Source organism: Rhizobium sp. 05L419 (assembly GCF_056397845.1).
The window spans coordinates 153,348-167,523 of the sequence record NZ_JBFTOF010000006.1; the positions used below are offsets into that span (position 1 = coordinate 153,348).

Annotated in this window: 15 protein-coding genes; 12 read left to right on the top strand and 3 right to left on the bottom strand. The window is 60.6% G+C overall.

The window, feature by feature from the left end; genetic code table 11:
• Positions 1 to 145 precede the first annotated feature (145 nt).
• From AC1DMK_RS10305 to iolB, 5 genes are all read left to right on the top strand, one after another.
• Positions 146 to 1,000: a MurR/RpiR family transcriptional regulator gene (locus tag AC1DMK_RS10305; RefSeq protein ID WP_037062086.1), complete on the top strand. Its 855-nt coding sequence runs from the start codon at positions 146 to 148 to the stop codon at positions 998 to 1,000.
• 111 nt (positions 1,001 to 1,111) lie between these two features.
• Entirely contained in the window at positions 1,112 to 3,046 is a 1,935-nt protein-coding gene (locus AC1DMK_RS10310) for a bifunctional 5-dehydro-2-deoxygluconokinase/5-dehydro-2-deoxyphosphogluconate aldolase (RefSeq protein ID WP_477858748.1), read from the top strand.
• A gap of 189 nt (positions 3,047 to 3,235) precedes the next feature.
• Positions 3,236 to 5,086: a 3D-(3,5/4)-trihydroxycyclohexane-1,2-dione acylhydrolase (decyclizing) gene (iolD, locus tag AC1DMK_RS10315; protein ID WP_477858750.1), complete on the top strand. Its 1,851-nt coding sequence runs from the start codon at positions 3,236 to 3,238 to the stop codon at positions 5,084 to 5,086.
• Positions 5,087 to 5,151: 65 nt separating this feature from the next.
• Positions 5,152 to 6,069: a myo-inosose-2 dehydratase gene (gene iolE, locus AC1DMK_RS10320; RefSeq protein WP_037062090.1), complete on the top strand. Its 918-nt coding sequence runs from the start codon at positions 5,152 to 5,154 to the stop codon at positions 6,067 to 6,069.
• An 89-nt stretch (positions 6,070 to 6,158) separates the two neighbouring features.
• Positions 6,159 to 6,956, top strand: coding sequence for a 5-deoxy-glucuronate isomerase (gene iolB, locus AC1DMK_RS10325; protein ID WP_477858753.1), 798 nt, complete (start codon positions 6,159 to 6,161; stop codon positions 6,954 to 6,956).
• A 111-nt stretch (positions 6,957 to 7,067) separates the two neighbouring features.
• On the opposite strand, the gene AC1DMK_RS10330 is transcribed toward iolB, so the two are convergent.
• Positions 7,068 to 7,499: a glyoxalase superfamily protein gene (locus AC1DMK_RS10330; protein ID WP_477858755.1), complete on the bottom strand. Its 432-nt coding sequence runs from the start codon at positions 7,497 to 7,499 to the stop codon at positions 7,068 to 7,070.
• Positions 7,500 to 7,849: 350 nt separating this feature from the next.
• On the opposite strand from AC1DMK_RS10330, the gene AC1DMK_RS10335 reads away from it, so the two are divergent.
• On the top strand, positions 7,850 to 8,182 hold the full coding sequence (locus AC1DMK_RS10335) for a hypothetical protein (protein WP_477858930.1): 333 nt from the start codon (positions 7,850 to 7,852) through the stop codon (positions 8,180 to 8,182).
• Positions 8,183 to 8,231: 49 nt separating this feature from the next.
• On the opposite strand, the gene AC1DMK_RS10340 is transcribed toward AC1DMK_RS10335, so the two are convergent.
• The gene (locus AC1DMK_RS10340; RefSeq protein ID WP_477858756.1) at positions 8,232 to 8,678 is read right to left on the bottom strand and encodes a baeRF12 domain-containing protein; all 447 of its coding nucleotides are present in this window, start codon (positions 8,676 to 8,678) and stop codon (positions 8,232 to 8,234) included.
• A 158-nt stretch (positions 8,679 to 8,836) separates the two neighbouring features.
• Between AC1DMK_RS10340 and AC1DMK_RS10345 the strand changes: the two genes are divergently transcribed.
• From AC1DMK_RS10345 to AC1DMK_RS10355, 3 genes are all read left to right on the top strand, one after another.
• Entirely contained in the window at positions 8,837 to 9,238 is a 402-nt protein-coding gene (locus AC1DMK_RS10345; protein ID WP_037062096.1) for a DUF2177 family protein, read from the top strand.
• A 122-nt stretch (positions 9,239 to 9,360) separates the two neighbouring features.
• Complete coding sequence (locus AC1DMK_RS10350; RefSeq protein ID WP_477858758.1) at positions 9,361 to 9,756, top strand: PilZ domain-containing protein; 396 nt, start codon at positions 9,361 to 9,363, stop codon at positions 9,754 to 9,756.
• Between the two features lie 92 nt (positions 9,757 to 9,848).
• Positions 9,849 to 10,961, top strand: a complete 1,113-nt coding sequence (locus AC1DMK_RS10355; RefSeq protein ID WP_477858760.1) for a pyridoxal phosphate-dependent aminotransferase — start codon at positions 9,849 to 9,851, stop codon at positions 10,959 to 10,961.
• 132 nt (positions 10,962 to 11,093) lie between these two features.
• Here AC1DMK_RS10355 and AC1DMK_RS10360 read toward each other — a convergent pair whose 3' ends face one another.
• Positions 11,094 to 11,360: an SEL1-like repeat protein gene (locus AC1DMK_RS10360; RefSeq protein WP_037062103.1), complete on the bottom strand. Its 267-nt coding sequence runs from the start codon at positions 11,358 to 11,360 to the stop codon at positions 11,094 to 11,096.
• Positions 11,361 to 11,800: 440 nt separating this feature from the next.
• Here AC1DMK_RS10360 and AC1DMK_RS10365 point away from each other — a divergent pair, with 440 nt between their 5' ends.
• The 3 genes from AC1DMK_RS10365 to amn all read left to right on the top strand — a co-directional run bounded on the left by AC1DMK_RS10365 (position 11,801) and on the right by amn (position 14,169).
• The gene (locus AC1DMK_RS10365; protein ID WP_037062105.1) at positions 11,801 to 12,139 is read left to right on the top strand and encodes a DUF2147 domain-containing protein; all 339 of its coding nucleotides are present in this window, start codon (positions 11,801 to 11,803) and stop codon (positions 12,137 to 12,139) included.
• 274 nt (positions 12,140 to 12,413) lie between these two features.
• On the top strand, positions 12,414 to 12,590 hold the full coding sequence (locus AC1DMK_RS10370) for a hypothetical protein (protein WP_196246752.1): 177 nt from the start codon (positions 12,414 to 12,416) through the stop codon (positions 12,588 to 12,590).
• A gap of 73 nt (positions 12,591 to 12,663) precedes the next feature.
• A complete protein-coding gene (gene amn, locus AC1DMK_RS10375; RefSeq protein WP_037062107.1) occupies positions 12,664 to 14,169 on the top strand; it encodes an AMP nucleosidase in 1,506 nt (501 codons plus the stop codon).
• Positions 14,170 to 14,176: the final 7 nt, after the last annotated feature.

The window sequence follows — 14,176 nt, forward strand, 5'->3', positions numbered from 1 at the left end:
CTTTGCGCGCCGCGCGCATCACCCGAAGCCATCAATCGGCTAAAAAATCATATTCTTCAGCAGATAAAAACAGATAGGCCGAAAGACCGAAATCATCTATGGTCGGGCAATATGGAATATACGTTTCATTTCGCGGATCAAACACATGGACAATGACCCCAAGACGCCGGCGCGTGTTCCGCGCGATTTCGAAAGCCTGCGCAGCACGATCATTGAGCGCAAGGCCAGCATGCCGAAGCGGCTTGCACAGGTCGCCGCCTTCGCGCTCGGCAATCCCGACGAGATCGCATTCGGGACGACAGCGAGCATCGCGGCTGCCTCCGACGTGCAGCCGTCGACTCTCGTGCGCCTGGCGCATCACCTCGGCTATGACGGCTTCTCCGACCTGCAGAGCATTTTTCGCGAGCGCCTGCGCGACCGGACGCTGACTTATGAGGAGCGGCTTGTCACCCTCGAGCAATCCGGCGGCGACGACGAGGATGCCAATCTTCTCTCTGGCTTCATCTCGGCAGCAGGCCAGTCGATCAACCGATTGGCGGCCACTCTGCAGACGGAGACATTTTCGAAGGCAGTCGATATTCTGGCGGCTGCGGATACGATCTACCTCATCGCCAAGCGGCGCTCCTATCCGCTGACCGCACATATGAGCTACGCCTTCTCCAAGTTGAACATTCGCCATCAGATCGTCGCTTCGCCGAACGGAGTCGATGTCGAGACGGTGCAGTTCGCGACGCCAAGGGATGCGGCGGTCGCGGCGAGCTTCTCTCCCTATGCGGCCGAAAGTCTGGGCCAGGCGGAGGCTTTGGCGGCTCGCGGCGTCCCGCTCGTCGCCATCACCGATTCGGCCTTCTCCCCACTCGCTGCCAGCGCGACATGCTGGTTCGAGGTGGCGGAAGCGGATTTTGCCGGGTTCCGGTCGCTGTCGGCCTCCATGGCATTGACCATGGCTCTTCCCGTGGCGATTGCCGAGCGGAGGCGCAAGCGCGTCCACAAAATCTAGCAGAAGTCAAAATGGAACAAACATTCTGAATTGACATTCAAACGGAACCGATGTTTCATTGATGAAAATCGTCGGCATGCGACGCCGCGCTGAAACTATCGGGAGGACATCATGGTACAATCGAATCCGGGCTCGCAACCGGAGCTGCCGCTTGATGTAATCACAATCGGCCGGTCGTCGGTCGATCTGTACGGCCAGCAGATCGGGTCGCGACTCGAGGATATTGGCTCCTTCGCCAAATCGGTGGGTGGCTGCCCTGCCAATATCGCCATCGGCACCGCCCGCCTCGGCCTCAAATCCGGCCTGATCACCCGCGTCGGCGACGAACAGATGGGACGTTTCATCCGCGAGCAATCGGCGCGCGAGGGTGTCGCTACAACCGGAATCATCACGGACAAGCACCGGCTGACCGCACTCGTGCTTCTCGCCGTGGAAGCCGAGGGCGTTTCGCCTATGATCTTCTATCGCTCCGACTGCGCCGACATGGCGCTTGACGAAGGGGATATAGACGAGGCCTACATCAAATCCTCGCGCGCCGTCCTTGTTTCCGGCACGCATTTCTCGCGCCCGAACACGGAAGCCGCACAGCGCAAGGCGATCCGCATCGCCAAGGCGAACGGGCGCAAGGTAATCTTCGACATCGATTACCGGCCGAACCTCTGGGGCCTTGCCGGCCACGCCGAGGGCTTCGAGCGCTATGTGAAGTCCGACCGCGTTTCGTCCAAGATGAAAGAGACGTTGCCGGATTGTGATCTGATCGTCGGTACGGAAGAGGAAATCCTGATCGCCTCCGGCGCCGACGACGTGCTTGGAGCGCTCAAGGAGATTCGCCGCCTGTCGCCTGCGACGATCGTGCTGAAGCGTGGCGCCATGGGCTGCATCGTGTATGACGGCGCGATTGCCGAAGACCTCGAGGCCGGCATCGTCGGCGAGGGTTTTCCGATCGAGGTGTTCAATGTGCTTGGTGCCGGCGACGCCTTCATGTCCGGCTTCCTGCGCGGCTGGCTGAAAGACGAGCCGCTGAAGACCTGCGCGACCTTCGCGAACGCCTGCGGTGCCTTTGCCGTCTCTCGCCTGCTCTGCTCACCGGAATATCCCACCTGGGCCGAACTCGACTTCTTCCTGAGGAACGGCAGCAAGCACCGGGCACTGCGCAAGGACGAGGCGATCAGCCACATCCACTGGGCATCGACCCGCAAGGGCGAGATTCCGTTGTTGATGGCGCTTGCAATCGATCACCGCTCGCAATTGACCAGTGTCTGCGACGAGCTCGGCGTCGACCACAAGAAGATCGTCGCCTTCAAGCGGCTTGCCGTCGAAGCGGCTGCGCGCGTTGCCAACGGCCGCGGCGGGTACGGCATGCTGATCGACGAACGCTTCGGCCGCGATGCCTTCTTCGATGCGGCGACCAAGAACTTCGCCTGGATCGGCCGTCCGGTCGAGTTGCCGGGCTCCAAGCCGCTTCGATTCGAATTCAGCCAGGATATCGGCTCGCAGCTCGTGGAATGGCCGATCGACCATTGCATCAAGTGCCTGTGTTTCTATCATCCGGACGATCCGGCGGAGCTGAAGACGGAGCAGCAGGAGAAGCTGCGCACGCTGTTCGAGGCGGCGCGCAAGGTCGGTCGCGAGCTTCTGGTCGAGATCATTTCCAGCAAGAACGGCCCCCTGACCGACGATACGGTCTCGACGGCGATGGAAGAGCTTTACGCGCTCGGCATCAAGCCGGATTGGTGGAAGCTCGAGCCGCAGGCGTCAACAACCGCCTGGAAGAAGATCGATGCCGTGATCGCCAAGAACGATCCATGGTGTCGCGGCATCGTGCTGCTCGGGCTGGAGGCGCCCGCCGCCGAACTCGTGAAGGGTTTTGAGGCAACGCTCGCGGCGCCCTCGGTCAAGGGCTTTGCCGTCGGCCGGACAATCTTTGCCGATGCGGCGCGCGCGTGGCTTTCGGGTAAGATGAACGACGAGGAGGCGATTGCCGATATGGCCGGACGCTTCCGGCAATTGACCGAGGCCTGGCTGAAGACGCGCGGGCTTAGCTAGAGGCAAGGCCCCTCCCCAACGCCTCCCGGGAGGGGCTTAACTTGGGGCACCGCCTGATCGTAGACTGCAACCTGTCCCATAGACGCAACGTTGCAAGGTGTACGAAGCGGCGCCACAAATTAGTCCCTCCCCCTTGTGGGGAGACGTTGGGGAGGGGAAAACAGGTGCAAGAATTGCGGGAGGTGCCCCATGGGCAAGACTGTACGATTGACGATGGCGCAGGCCGTCGCGCATTTCCTGAAGAAGCAGATGACGGTGGTCGACGGCAAGAAGGTGCCGATTTTCGGCGGCGTCTGGGCGATCTTCGGGCACGGCAACGTCGCCGGCATGGGCGAAGCGCTCTATCAGGTGCGCGGTGAGCTGCCGACCTACCGCGCGCACAACGAACAGGGCATGGCACATGCGGCGATCGCCTATGCCAAGGCAAGCTTTCGCCAGCGCTTCATGGCATGCACGACCTCGATCGGCCCTGGCGCCCTCAACATGGTGACGGCAGCAGGTGTTGCCCATGTCAACCGCGTTCCGGTGCTCTTCCTGCCCGGCGACATCTTCGCCAACCGCGCGCCGGATCCGGTGCTGCAGCAGATCGAGGATTTCGGCGACGGCACGGTTTCGGCCAACGACGCCTTCCGTGCGGTGTCGCGCTATTTCGACCGCATCACGCGTCCGGAGCAGATCATCTCGGCGCTGAAGCGCGCCATGCAGGTGCTGACCGATCCGCTCGAATGCGGTCCGGTCACGCTGTCGCTCTGCCAGGATGTGCAGGCCGAAGCCTTCGACTATCCGGAGAGCTTTTTCGAGGAACGCGTCTGGACGACGCGCCGTCCACGACCGGATGCGGGCGAACTGGCCAACGCCATCGCCCTTATCAAGACGTCCGAAAAGCCCGTCATCATCGCCGGCGGCGGCGTGCTCTATTCGCAGGCAACCAAAGAGCTGACGGCATTCGCCGAGGCGCACGGCGTTCCCGTCGTCGTCACCCAGGCCGGCAAGTCGGCGATCGACGAGCGGCATCCATTGGCGCTCGGCTCCGTCGGGGTGACAGGCACGTCCGCTGCCAATGCCATCGCCGAGGAAACCGATCTCGTCATCGCCGTCGGTACCCGTTGCCAGGATTTTACGACCGGTTCGTGGGCGCTATTCAAGAACGAGGGACTTGCCATTCTAGGCCTCAACATTGCAGCCTATGACGCTGTGAAGCACGACGGCCATCCTCTGGTCGCTGATGCGCGTGAAGGCCTCAAGGCGCTTTCGAGCGGGCTCGCCGGCTGGAAGGCTCCTGCAGCACTTGCCGCCAAGGCCGGGAAGGAAAAGGATATCTGGCTGGAGGCCGCGGCCAAGGCGACGGCAACCACAAATGCCGCCCTTCCCTCCGATGCGCAGGTGATCGGCGCGGTCGCCCGTTCCATCGGCGGCGAGAAGACGATCGCGCTTTGCGCGGCGGGCGGCCTGCCAGGCGAGTTGCACAAGCTTTGGCAGGCAACCGTTCCGGGCAGTTATCACATGGAATACGGTTTTTCCTGCATGGGATACGAGATCGCCGGCGGCCTTGGCGCCAAGATGGCGCATCCGGAAAAGGATGTCGTTGTCATGGTCGGCGACGGCTCGTACATGATGCTGAACTCCGAGCTTGCGACCTCCGTGATGCTCGGCCTCAAGCTCAACATCGTCGTGCTCGACAACCGCGGCTACGGCTGCATCAACCGGCTGCAGATGGGCACCGGTGGCGCCAACTTCAACAACCTGCTCAAGGACTCCTATCACGAGGTGATGCCGGAGATCGATTTTCGCGCACATGCAGAAAGCATGGGGGCGATCGCGGTCAAGGTGGCCTCCATCGCGGAACTTGAGAAGGCGATCGCCGATGCGCGGAAGAACGATCGCACCTCCGTCTTCGTCATCGACACCGATCCGCTTGTTACAACCGAGGCCGGCGGCCATTGGTGGGATGTCGCGGTGCCGGAAGTGAGCCCGCGCGAACAGGTCAACAAAGCGCACAAGGCTTACGTCGAAGCGCGCGCCGCCCAGCGTATCGGCTGATAGATTGTTGTCGTTTTTCGGGAAAGCGGCCCCGCTTTCCCACATTGCCTTTAAGGAGAATGTTGATGAAGGCCAAACTCGGCATGTCGCCCATTGCGTGGTGGAACGATGATCTGCCTGATCTCAGCGATGACGTGTCCCTCGAGGAATGCCTGCGCCAATCGCGTACTGCCGGCTTTACTGGCATGGAAAAGGGCCGGCGCTTCCCCGACGATCCTGCAGTCATGCTGCCCATTCTGCGCGCTGCCGACGTCACACTGTGCGGCGGCTGGTTCTCGGGGACGCTGGTCGACGAGGAGCTTGGCGCCAACAAGGACCGCATCGCGCCGATGATCGAACTCTTCAAGGCGGTCAATGCGCCTTGCATCGTTTATGGCGAGGTGGGCCGCTCCATCCAGGGAGATCGCTCGAAGCCGCTTGCGACCAAGCCGCGCCTCTCGGATGACGAGATGAAGGCCTATGCGCACCGCGTGACCGAGTTCGGGGAATGGTGCGCCGAACAGGGCATGCCGCTCTCCTATCACCATCACATGGCCGCCGTGGTCGAAACCGAACCTGAACTCGACGCCTTCATGCGCTTTTCGGGCGAAGGCATTCCGCTCCTGCTCGATGCCGGGCACCTGGCCTTTGCCGGAGGCGACGTGTTGCGCGCCATCGGCAATCACCACGCCCGTATCAACCATGTTCACGTCAAGGACATCCGCAAGCGTGTGGTAGATGGGCTCGACCGCAGCCGGCAGTCCTTCCTGGATGCGGTGGCGCTTGGCGCCTTCACGGTGCCGGGCGACGGCTCGCTCGATTTCGGCGCCATCGTCCAGAGGCTGGCCGATCATGGCTACGAGGGCTGGTTCGTTGTCGAGGCCGAGCAGGATCCGCGCAAGGCCCCGCCGCAGAAAATGGCCGAGATCGGCCACGCCGAATTGATGCGCGTCATGACAGCCGCGGGCTATACGGTCGAGACCGAAGGTTTTCCGAAGGGGTAGCTGAGACACCAGACCCCTCCCCAACCCCTCCCCCTTGGGGGACGGGTTGGGGAGGGGAAATCCCGCCAAGCAACGCAGGAGAAACACCAATGCCGAATCTCAAAGTAAAGCCGGAAGGCACGAACGGCCGGGTCACCCACGTCACGCCGGAAACCGCCGGCTGGACCTATGTCGGGTTCGACATGTACCGGCTGAAACCGGGTGAAACGGCGTCGGGGGAGACCGGTGAGCGAGAGATCTGCCTTGTCTGGGTGAGCGGCAAGGGCAAGGCCTCGGCCGGCACCAAGGACTTCGGGACGCTCGGCGAGCGGATGAGCCCCTTCGACGGAGCGCCGCATGCGCTCTACATTCCGATGGAATCGGCATGGTCGGTGACGGCGGAGACCGATCTCGAGCTCGCCGTCTGCTCGGCTCCGGGCGGCGGCACCTACGAGGCCAAGGCGATCCCGCCCGGCACGCATCCTGCCCTGACGCGCGGCAAGGGGACGAACGTGCGCCACGTCAACAACATCATGCCCGAGGACGATGCCTCGGCATTTTCGCTGCTGGTGGTGGAAGTCATCACGCCGGGTGGCCATACCTCGTCCTATCCACCGCACAAGCATGACCAGGACAACCTGCCGAGCGAGAGTTTCCTCGAAGAGACCTACTATCACCGCCTCAACCCGCCGCAGGGCTTCGGCTTTCAACGCGTCTATACCGACGATCGATCGCTGGACGAGGTGATGGCGCTTGAAGACGGTGACGTGACGCTGGTGCCGAAGGGCTATCACCCGTGTGCTGCCTGCCACGGCTACGACCTCTACTATCTGAACGTCATGGCCGGCCCGAAGCGCGTGTGGAAATTCCACAATGCCCCAGAGCACGAATGGCTGTTGAAGGCCTGAGATCGCAGGCCGCGCCTCCAAGCGCGGCCTTTCGTCTTGGGATCGCTTTTCATAAGGCGAATCCGCGCAATGCGGCAGACAGGCTGCCGTGTTCCATGAATGACCGGGGGTTCAGATGCTCAGAACGAGATGGGGCACGCCGTTCGAGGTCTTGCGCGGCGACACGCCGTTTCCGTCGATCTGCGCGTTGATGCGCTGCCGGAAGGCCGAGAAGCTCTCGAACGTCACCACATCCACCGGACTGTCGAAATGAATGGTGACCTTGTGATGGCCGGCCGCGAGTTCGGCGAGCGCCAGAACCTTGCCGGTGAACGGCTGATCGAGGTAACGGCCGCTCACCTGTGAGCCAACGCCGATCGAAGCGACCGGCTGTGCGTTCGGCTTGGCGGCGAGTGCGGCAAGGGTGTTCCAGTCGCGTGCGCCGTGCTGTCTGGCAACGAGCTCGAGAGCAGCGCTGTGAGACACCGAGGTTCCACTCGTCTCCATGGCCTGACGCAAGCGTCTTGCCTGGGCTTTCAGATCGTCGATTGAAGGATAAGTCATAGGTTCAGCCTTTCGAAAGGCATGCTATCTCGACCGTAAAAGGGGGCTCGCCTTACCGTCAGCCAGCATGCACAAAAAGGGCTGCGACCATCTGTTGCGAGGACTTCACCATGGATTTTCATCCGCGAGCGGCTGGCGCCTCAGACCGCCCTTGATATGCCGCAACATCGCCAAGACTGTCAAGGTGGGTAAATTTACAGCAAAGACCTCGAAGCACTGCCCAATAATGAGCCGATTTGCCATCAAGGCACGCATAAGGTTCGGATCTTAAAGACGTTATTCAGAATTTGACAGCATTCTTGAGCTAGATTGAAACCAGACAACAAGCGGAGGCTAACATGGCCTTTCAGATGCATCTCGATACAGAGAATCCCCAGCCTGAGCAGGCTTATCGGGAGTTTTCGCTCGACCGCCCGGGCAAAATCATCTTCGTCGGCCATCACCTTAGCACCGGCACCCAGGTCCGGTGCCTGATCCGCACGATCACCCTTGCAGGCGCGGTCCTCGAAGTAAGCCCGAACCTCGAAATGCCCAACCACTTTTTCCTGGAAATACTCGGCATTCACGATGAGATCGGTTCGACAGTCGTCAAGCGCGAAGGCGAACTTGTGACGATCAGCTTCAACATGCTGATCAACCCCGAGTTCTTACATCATGTGCTGCGGCTGAATTTCGAGAGCTGACGTTTTTCGGCAACCGGAAAGCGAACTCAGAGCCCGCTTTCCGCAGCGATCAGGCAACCAACCGCCGCTCGATCTGCTCGACCGGCAAATTCGTGTAATCCTTCGCCAGTTCTGCCGAGATCGCCGCGCGCGTGTCAGGACTGAGATTCACTCTCAAGGTACCAAGTGCTCTCGGCGGCGCGACGAGAACTATGTGCTGCGCGTCCCTGTCCCGTACCAGCAGATCCAATTTCGATGCGACCAGCTTGAGAAACTCCACCTCGGCCTGCTCGTGCCAATCGGTTTCCTCTACCGCGCTCCCGCTCATCCCATCGGCCGCGTGTGTTCGGCCCGGCTTGCCGGTGCCAAGCTCACGATCTGGTTCGTTCGGCTGGCTCATGGTCTCCCTGACCTTGAGATCTACCTCTCCTGCATCGCCATCGTTCTGCATGATCAGAGCCTTCCCTCCGTCGCAAACAACCACCCATGATTTCCGCGGCACCCTGATGTCAGACATGTTCATTTCCTCGCTGTTTTGTTCGAGCGCTGTTGCGCCCGCAACGCAATGTAAACGTGTAGGCGCCGAAAGAGTTCAACGGACCTCAGAGAATTCGCATCCATGACGATCCAATCCCGTCTCGGCGCGTAGAACAACTTGCACACGGGGAGATTCAGATGAAAGCCGCAGTCATCGGCTATGCCGGTTCGCTTGCCACGCTTTTTGTTTTCGACGCGATCTGGCTCGGCCTCATTGCCCGAACATTCTATCGCGACCAGCTCGGCGACATGATGTTGCCTTCGCCAATTCTGGCAATTGCGGCCGTTTTCTATCTGTTTTTTGCCGCTGCAGTGGTGATTCTCGCGGTCGTTCCGGCGCTCGGAGCCAATTCCCTCATCATGGCGGTCGCCTACGGCGCCATTCTTGGACTTGCCGCGTATGGCACTTACGACATCACCAATCTCGCCACCTTGAAGAACTGGCCGCTCGCGATGAGCCTGGTGGATCTGGCCTGGGGCTTGTTCGTGACGGCGCTCACGGCTGCCGGCGGCTTCCTTGCGGTACGGACGTTCGCGTAATGCGGGCGAACAAAATCCCGCTTCCCTAAAATTGTATATTCTTCTTTGACAAATGCGAAAATCATTCGTGTGAGGGTCTGCCTGCAAGACCAGAATTATCTTGGTCTCGGGAGCCAGTTGCCATGTCGATGCTTCGTGCCACACACCTCGCGACCGTCAAGTCGGAAGTCTATGAGACGCGGTGGGAACTGTTCAGTGTTAGGCGCCCCGCCCGCATCGTCGCCGTTCGTCCCTGCCTGACCGGAATTTCGGTGCGCAGCGCCGAGATCATCGATATTTCGCGCGGCGGCGCCACGTTCCTCGTTTCATCGACGACCGGGCTGCCGAAGCACTATTACCTGAACATTCTCGGACTTGCCTACCGGATCGGCTGCGCCGAAGTCTTTCGTCGCAATGAACRGATCAACGTTCGCTTTATCAACACGATCGAGCCCGATGTGCTGCGAAACGTCGTCCGCGCCGACTTCATGATCGGCAACTTGGAGGCCATCCAAGCGGGCCGCACGATCAGCATGTAGTTCGGTTCCTTTCGGCGAATAATCTTCCTTGCCTTGGCAATGTCAGCGCCTATTGTTGGCGCGATTTTCACAGCCTTGGGAAATGCTTTCGAATGTCCGCCTTCTCGCGCTTCACTCCGCTCGCCAGTGCCCTTCCCTCCACCGTTCCGTTTGTCGGCCCCGAAGCGATCGAGCGCCAGCGTGGGCTCGTCGTCAAGGCCCGCATCGGCGCCAATGAGAACGGCTTCGGCCCGGCGCCGTCGGTGCTTGCGGCGATGCGCGAACAAGCCGGCGGAATCTGGATGTATAACGATCCGGAAAATCATGCCCTGAAGGAAGCGCTTGCCACGCATCTCGGCACAACAGCTACAAACATCGCGATCGGTGGCGGCATCGACGAGTTGCTCGGCCAGATCGTGCGACTGGTCATCGAACCTGGCGCGTCCGTCGTAACGTCGCTTGGGGGATATCCAACGTTCAACTTCCATGTCTCTGGTTTCGGCGGCAAGCTGGTCGCGGTTCCCTACAGCCGCGATCGCGAAGATCTCGACGGGCTGCTCGATGCGGTGAAGCGAGAGAACCCGCCGCTTGTCTACTTTGCAAATCCGGACAATCCGATGGGAAGCTGGTGGGACGCCGGCAGCATCGTCGCCTTTGCCAAGGCGCTGCCGGAAACGACGCTTCTGATCCTCGACGAAGCATATAGCGAAACGGGTCCTGCAGCGGCCCTGCCCTCGATCGCGTCGCTGATCGACCTGCCAAACGTCATTCGCACGCGCACCTTCTCGAAGGCATACGGCCTTGCCGGCGCCAGGGTAGGCTACGCCATCTCCACGCCGGGCACGGCTCTGGCCTTCGACAAGATCCGCAACCATTTCGGGATGAACCGGCTGGCAACCGTGGCGGCGCTCGCGGCACTGAAGGACCAGGCATATCTTTCCGAAGTGGTTGCCAATATCCATGCGGCGCGCGAACGGATTTCCGTCATCGCGAGAACGAATGGCCTGGCGCCCCTCCCGTCCGCGACGAATTTCGTTGCAATAGACGCCGGGCGCGACGGCACCCATGCACGTGCAATCGTCGATGGGCTCATGCAGCACGGCGTCTTCATCCGCATGCCGGGTGTGGCGCCGCTCAACCGCTGCATCCGCGTCAGCGTCGGTCCTGACGCCGATATGGACTTGTTCGAGGAAGCCTTGCCGCAGGTTCTAAAGTCACTCGGCTGATCGCAAACGACACGAACCGCGCCGGCCTTGTTCCTGCCGGTCGCGGTTCTTCATTTCAGGCATCGGCATGCGGGCCCTGCCATCCCTCTTTTGAGGTCGTTGTTCTTATCTTTTTGTCGTGGATCGCGATCCTCAGTGGATCGTCATCCATTCGCGGGCGGCACGGAGCGCTTCGGCCAGCTGCATCTTGTCCATGCTGGCGGCGAGATCGGCGCGGAGTTCGGCCGCACGATCGTTGCCCTTGATTGCGGCAATGTTCAGCCACTTGTGAGCGGCGACCAGATCGACGGCGCAGCCTCGGCCGGTTGCATACATCAGACCCATTTCGCAGAAGACATCGGCGCTGTTGTCGCCACCCATGGTGGCCATTTCAGCATTGTGCATTTCAAAGCGTGCCATCGGTTTTATCCCTGTTCAGCCTGTTGTCGACTTACCCTGTTTTACCGTCCGGGCCTTGCCGTCTATCGCAGCGTTTGGTCCCTTGGGTTCGGCGGGTTTGCCCCGCTCGTTTGATGCCTCCACTATGCGGGAGCGCTTTCAAGAAACGCCTAAAATGCATGATTAATTTGAGACAAACAAAGTGCAAACGCTTGGTAAAATTGGGTTTTCGTTAAACATCGGATGGCTTGCAAATTAAGGAATTTGGCGCCCGATTTACGGAAAATTCATATTTTAAAATCAACCCTTCGTTCACCACGAAATGAGCTGCTAAAATCGGAAGCGTCGTTTTCAGCCGCTGAAGGCGTCTGGATTTTCGATTTTATTGCGCCTGGCTCATATTTACCTTTACGTTCGCGTCAGTTAATTTCCGCGCCATTTGAACATCAGGGGAGGAAGAGATGATCCGCAGCTACATTCTCGCAGGCGCGTTGGCGCTTTCGGCGACACTTGCCCATGCAGACGAGCCTATCGTGGGCAACTGGAAGACCATGGCGGGGGATACGGCCGTGATCGCATCCTGCGGCGGGAGCTATTGCATCACGTTGAAAACGGGCAAATTCGCAGGACGGAAGATCGGCAGGCTCGCGGGAAGCGACGGAACCTACAATGGGGAAATCACCGATCCCGCCAATAACAAGATCTATAGCGGTTCGGGGATCATCTCCGGCAGCACGCTGAAGATGAAGGGATGCGTCATGTCGGTTCTGTGCAAGTCGCAGACCTGGACGCGCCTCTGAAACAGGGACGCTTTTCGTAGGGCGCCTGGTCAACGCCGGGCGCCTTCTTCTACTCTCTCAGAGCGCACATGCTTCGCGCTTCCTTGTCATCGGCAAAATTACCGCGCTCGCACCGCGCTGGCACGGCTTCGGCTGGCTCGCTTCCTGAACGGCGGATGAACCGCCATCTCAGCACCGGTTCAGCCGGACCATGGCAAAACGGTGTCACAGTAAAGCGCGGCGCATCACCAAAGACCTGCGGCACACGCTTTCGACCTCGCATATGGGCAAGGACATGGACGTGTTGATTCTGGCAAGACGCTTCACCATCATTACGCTCTTTGCAGCGATCTTCGCCGTTTCGTTTTCGGCGGCCGTCAACCGCAACGCAGGCGGCGGCGCGCAGTCGCACTTCGGCGCCAACTATACATGCCTCGACAAGAACAGCCCGCTCTGCACGGCCATGAACTGACGCGCCGCCGGAATCTGTGCGCTCTCGGAGAACGCGTCGTTTGCTTGTCAAAAACAACGCACTATAATGTCTCATGAGCAAACGAATCTCTCCTTCTGCCCCTCTCGACATTTTATCGCCCACGCCGTTCGTGCCGCAGACGTTCGACGATCCTGTGGAAGCCGTCGATGCGTTGACTGCGCTCTACGAGCGCAACACCGCCTTTCTGATCGAGAACTTCACCTCGCTCGCCAAGGGTGCGCCGATCACCTCGCGCTACCGCGCGTTCTATCCACAGGTCAGCATCGAGACGACGAGCTTCGGTCATATCGATACGCGTCTGTCCTATGGGCACGTGACTGCCCCGGGCGTCTACACAACGACGATCACCCATCCGCAGTTGTTCAGGCATTATCTGAAACAGCAGCTTGGTCTTTTGATGCGAAACCACAATGTACCGGTGGTCGTTTCGGAATCGACGACACCGATTCCGCTGCATTTTGCCTTCGGCGAAGGCGCTCATGTGGAGGCATCCGCTTCCGCCTTCATAGACGTTCCGATGCGGGACCTCTTCGATACGCCGGATCTGAACACGACGGACGACGAGATCGCCAACGGCGAGTACCTGCCGCCCCCCGGCGAACCGTCACCGCTGGCGCCATTTACGGCGCAGCGCATCGACTATTCGCTGGCTCGCCTCTCGCACTATACGGCGACAAGCGCGCAGCACTTCCAGAACTTCGTGCTGTTCACCAACTACCAATTCTACATCGACGAGTTCTGCGGCTGGGCGCGCAAGATGATGGAGGACGGCGGTGGCGATGGCTACACGTCGTTTGTGGAGCCCGGCAACATCGTCACCCATCCCGGCAGCAGCCACCCGGAGACGGACGTCACGCTCACGCGCTTGCCGCAGATGCCGGCCTATCATCTCAAGAAGAAGGGGCATGCCGGGATCACCATGATCAACATCGGGGTAGGCCCGTCCAACGCCAAGACGATCACGGACCACGTGGCGGTCCTGCGGCCGCATGCCTGGCTGATGCTCGGCCACTGCGCCGGCCTGCGCAACAGCCAACGGCTCGGGGACTATGTTCTGGCGCACGCCTATATGCGCGAGGACCACGTCCTTGACGACGATCTGCCTGTCTGGGTGCCGATCCCGGCGCTGGCGGAAGTGCAGGTGGCTCTGGAAGCCGCTGTTGCCGAGATTACCGGCTACGAGGGCTTCGAGCTGAAGCGCATCATGCGCACCGGCACCGTCGGCACGATCGACAACCGCAACTGGGAACTGCGTGACCAGCGCGGACCCGTCAAGCGGCTGTCGCAGGCCCGGGCCATCGCGCTCGACATGGAATCGGCAACGATCGCCGCCAATGGCTTCCGTTTCCGCGTCCCCTACGGTACGCTGCTTTGCGTTTCCGACAAGCCGCTGCATGGCGAACTCAAGCTGCCGGGCATGGCAACCGCATTCTACCGAACGCAGGTCAACCAGCATCTGCAGATCGGCATCCGTGCCGTCCAGAAGCTCGCCGCCATGCCGCCGGAAGCGCTGCACTCGCGCAAGCTCAGAAGCTTTTTCGAGACGGCCTTCCAGTAGGCCGTTT

Bases quoted from the DNA above. Each gene is read 5' to 3' on its own strand.
- AC1DMK_RS10305 (WP_037062086.1), top strand. From the start codon at position 146: ATGGACAATGACCCCAAGACGCCGGCGCGTGTTCCGCGCGATTTCGAA.
- AC1DMK_RS10310 (WP_477858748.1), top strand. From the start codon at position 1,112: ATGGTACAATCGAATCCGGGCTCGCAACCGGAGCTGCCGCTTGATGTA.
- iolD (WP_477858750.1), top strand. From the start codon at position 3,236: ATGGGCAAGACTGTACGATTGACGATGGCGCAGGCCGTCGCGCATTTC.
- iolE (WP_037062090.1), top strand. From the start codon at position 5,152: ATGAAGGCCAAACTCGGCATGTCGCCCATTGCGTGGTGGAACGATGAT.
- iolB (WP_477858753.1), top strand. From the start codon at position 6,159: ATGCCGAATCTCAAAGTAAAGCCGGAAGGCACGAACGGCCGGGTCACC.
- AC1DMK_RS10330 (WP_477858755.1), bottom strand. From the start codon at position 7,499: ATGACTTATCCTTCAATCGACGATCTGAAAGCCCAGGCAAGACGCTTG.
- AC1DMK_RS10335 (WP_477858930.1), top strand. From the start codon at position 7,850: ATGCATCTCGATACAGAGAATCCCCAGCCTGAGCAGGCTTATCGGGAG.
- AC1DMK_RS10340 (WP_477858756.1), bottom strand. From the start codon at position 8,678: ATGTCTGACATCAGGGTGCCGCGGAAATCATGGGTGGTTGTTTGCGAC.
- AC1DMK_RS10345 (WP_037062096.1), top strand. From the start codon at position 8,837: ATGAAAGCCGCAGTCATCGGCTATGCCGGTTCGCTTGCCACGCTTTTT.
- AC1DMK_RS10355 (WP_477858760.1), top strand. From the start codon at position 9,849: ATGTCCGCCTTCTCGCGCTTCACTCCGCTCGCCAGTGCCCTTCCCTCC.
- AC1DMK_RS10360 (WP_037062103.1), bottom strand. From the start codon at position 11,360: ATGGCACGCTTTGAAATGCACAATGCTGAAATGGCCACCATGGGTGGC.
- AC1DMK_RS10365 (WP_037062105.1), top strand. From the start codon at position 11,801: ATGATCCGCAGCTACATTCTCGCAGGCGCGTTGGCGCTTTCGGCGACA.
- AC1DMK_RS10370 (WP_196246752.1), top strand. From the start codon at position 12,414: ATGGACGTGTTGATTCTGGCAAGACGCTTCACCATCATTACGCTCTTT.
- amn (WP_037062107.1), top strand. From the start codon at position 12,664: ATGAGCAAACGAATCTCTCCTTCTGCCCCTCTCGACATTTTATCGCCC.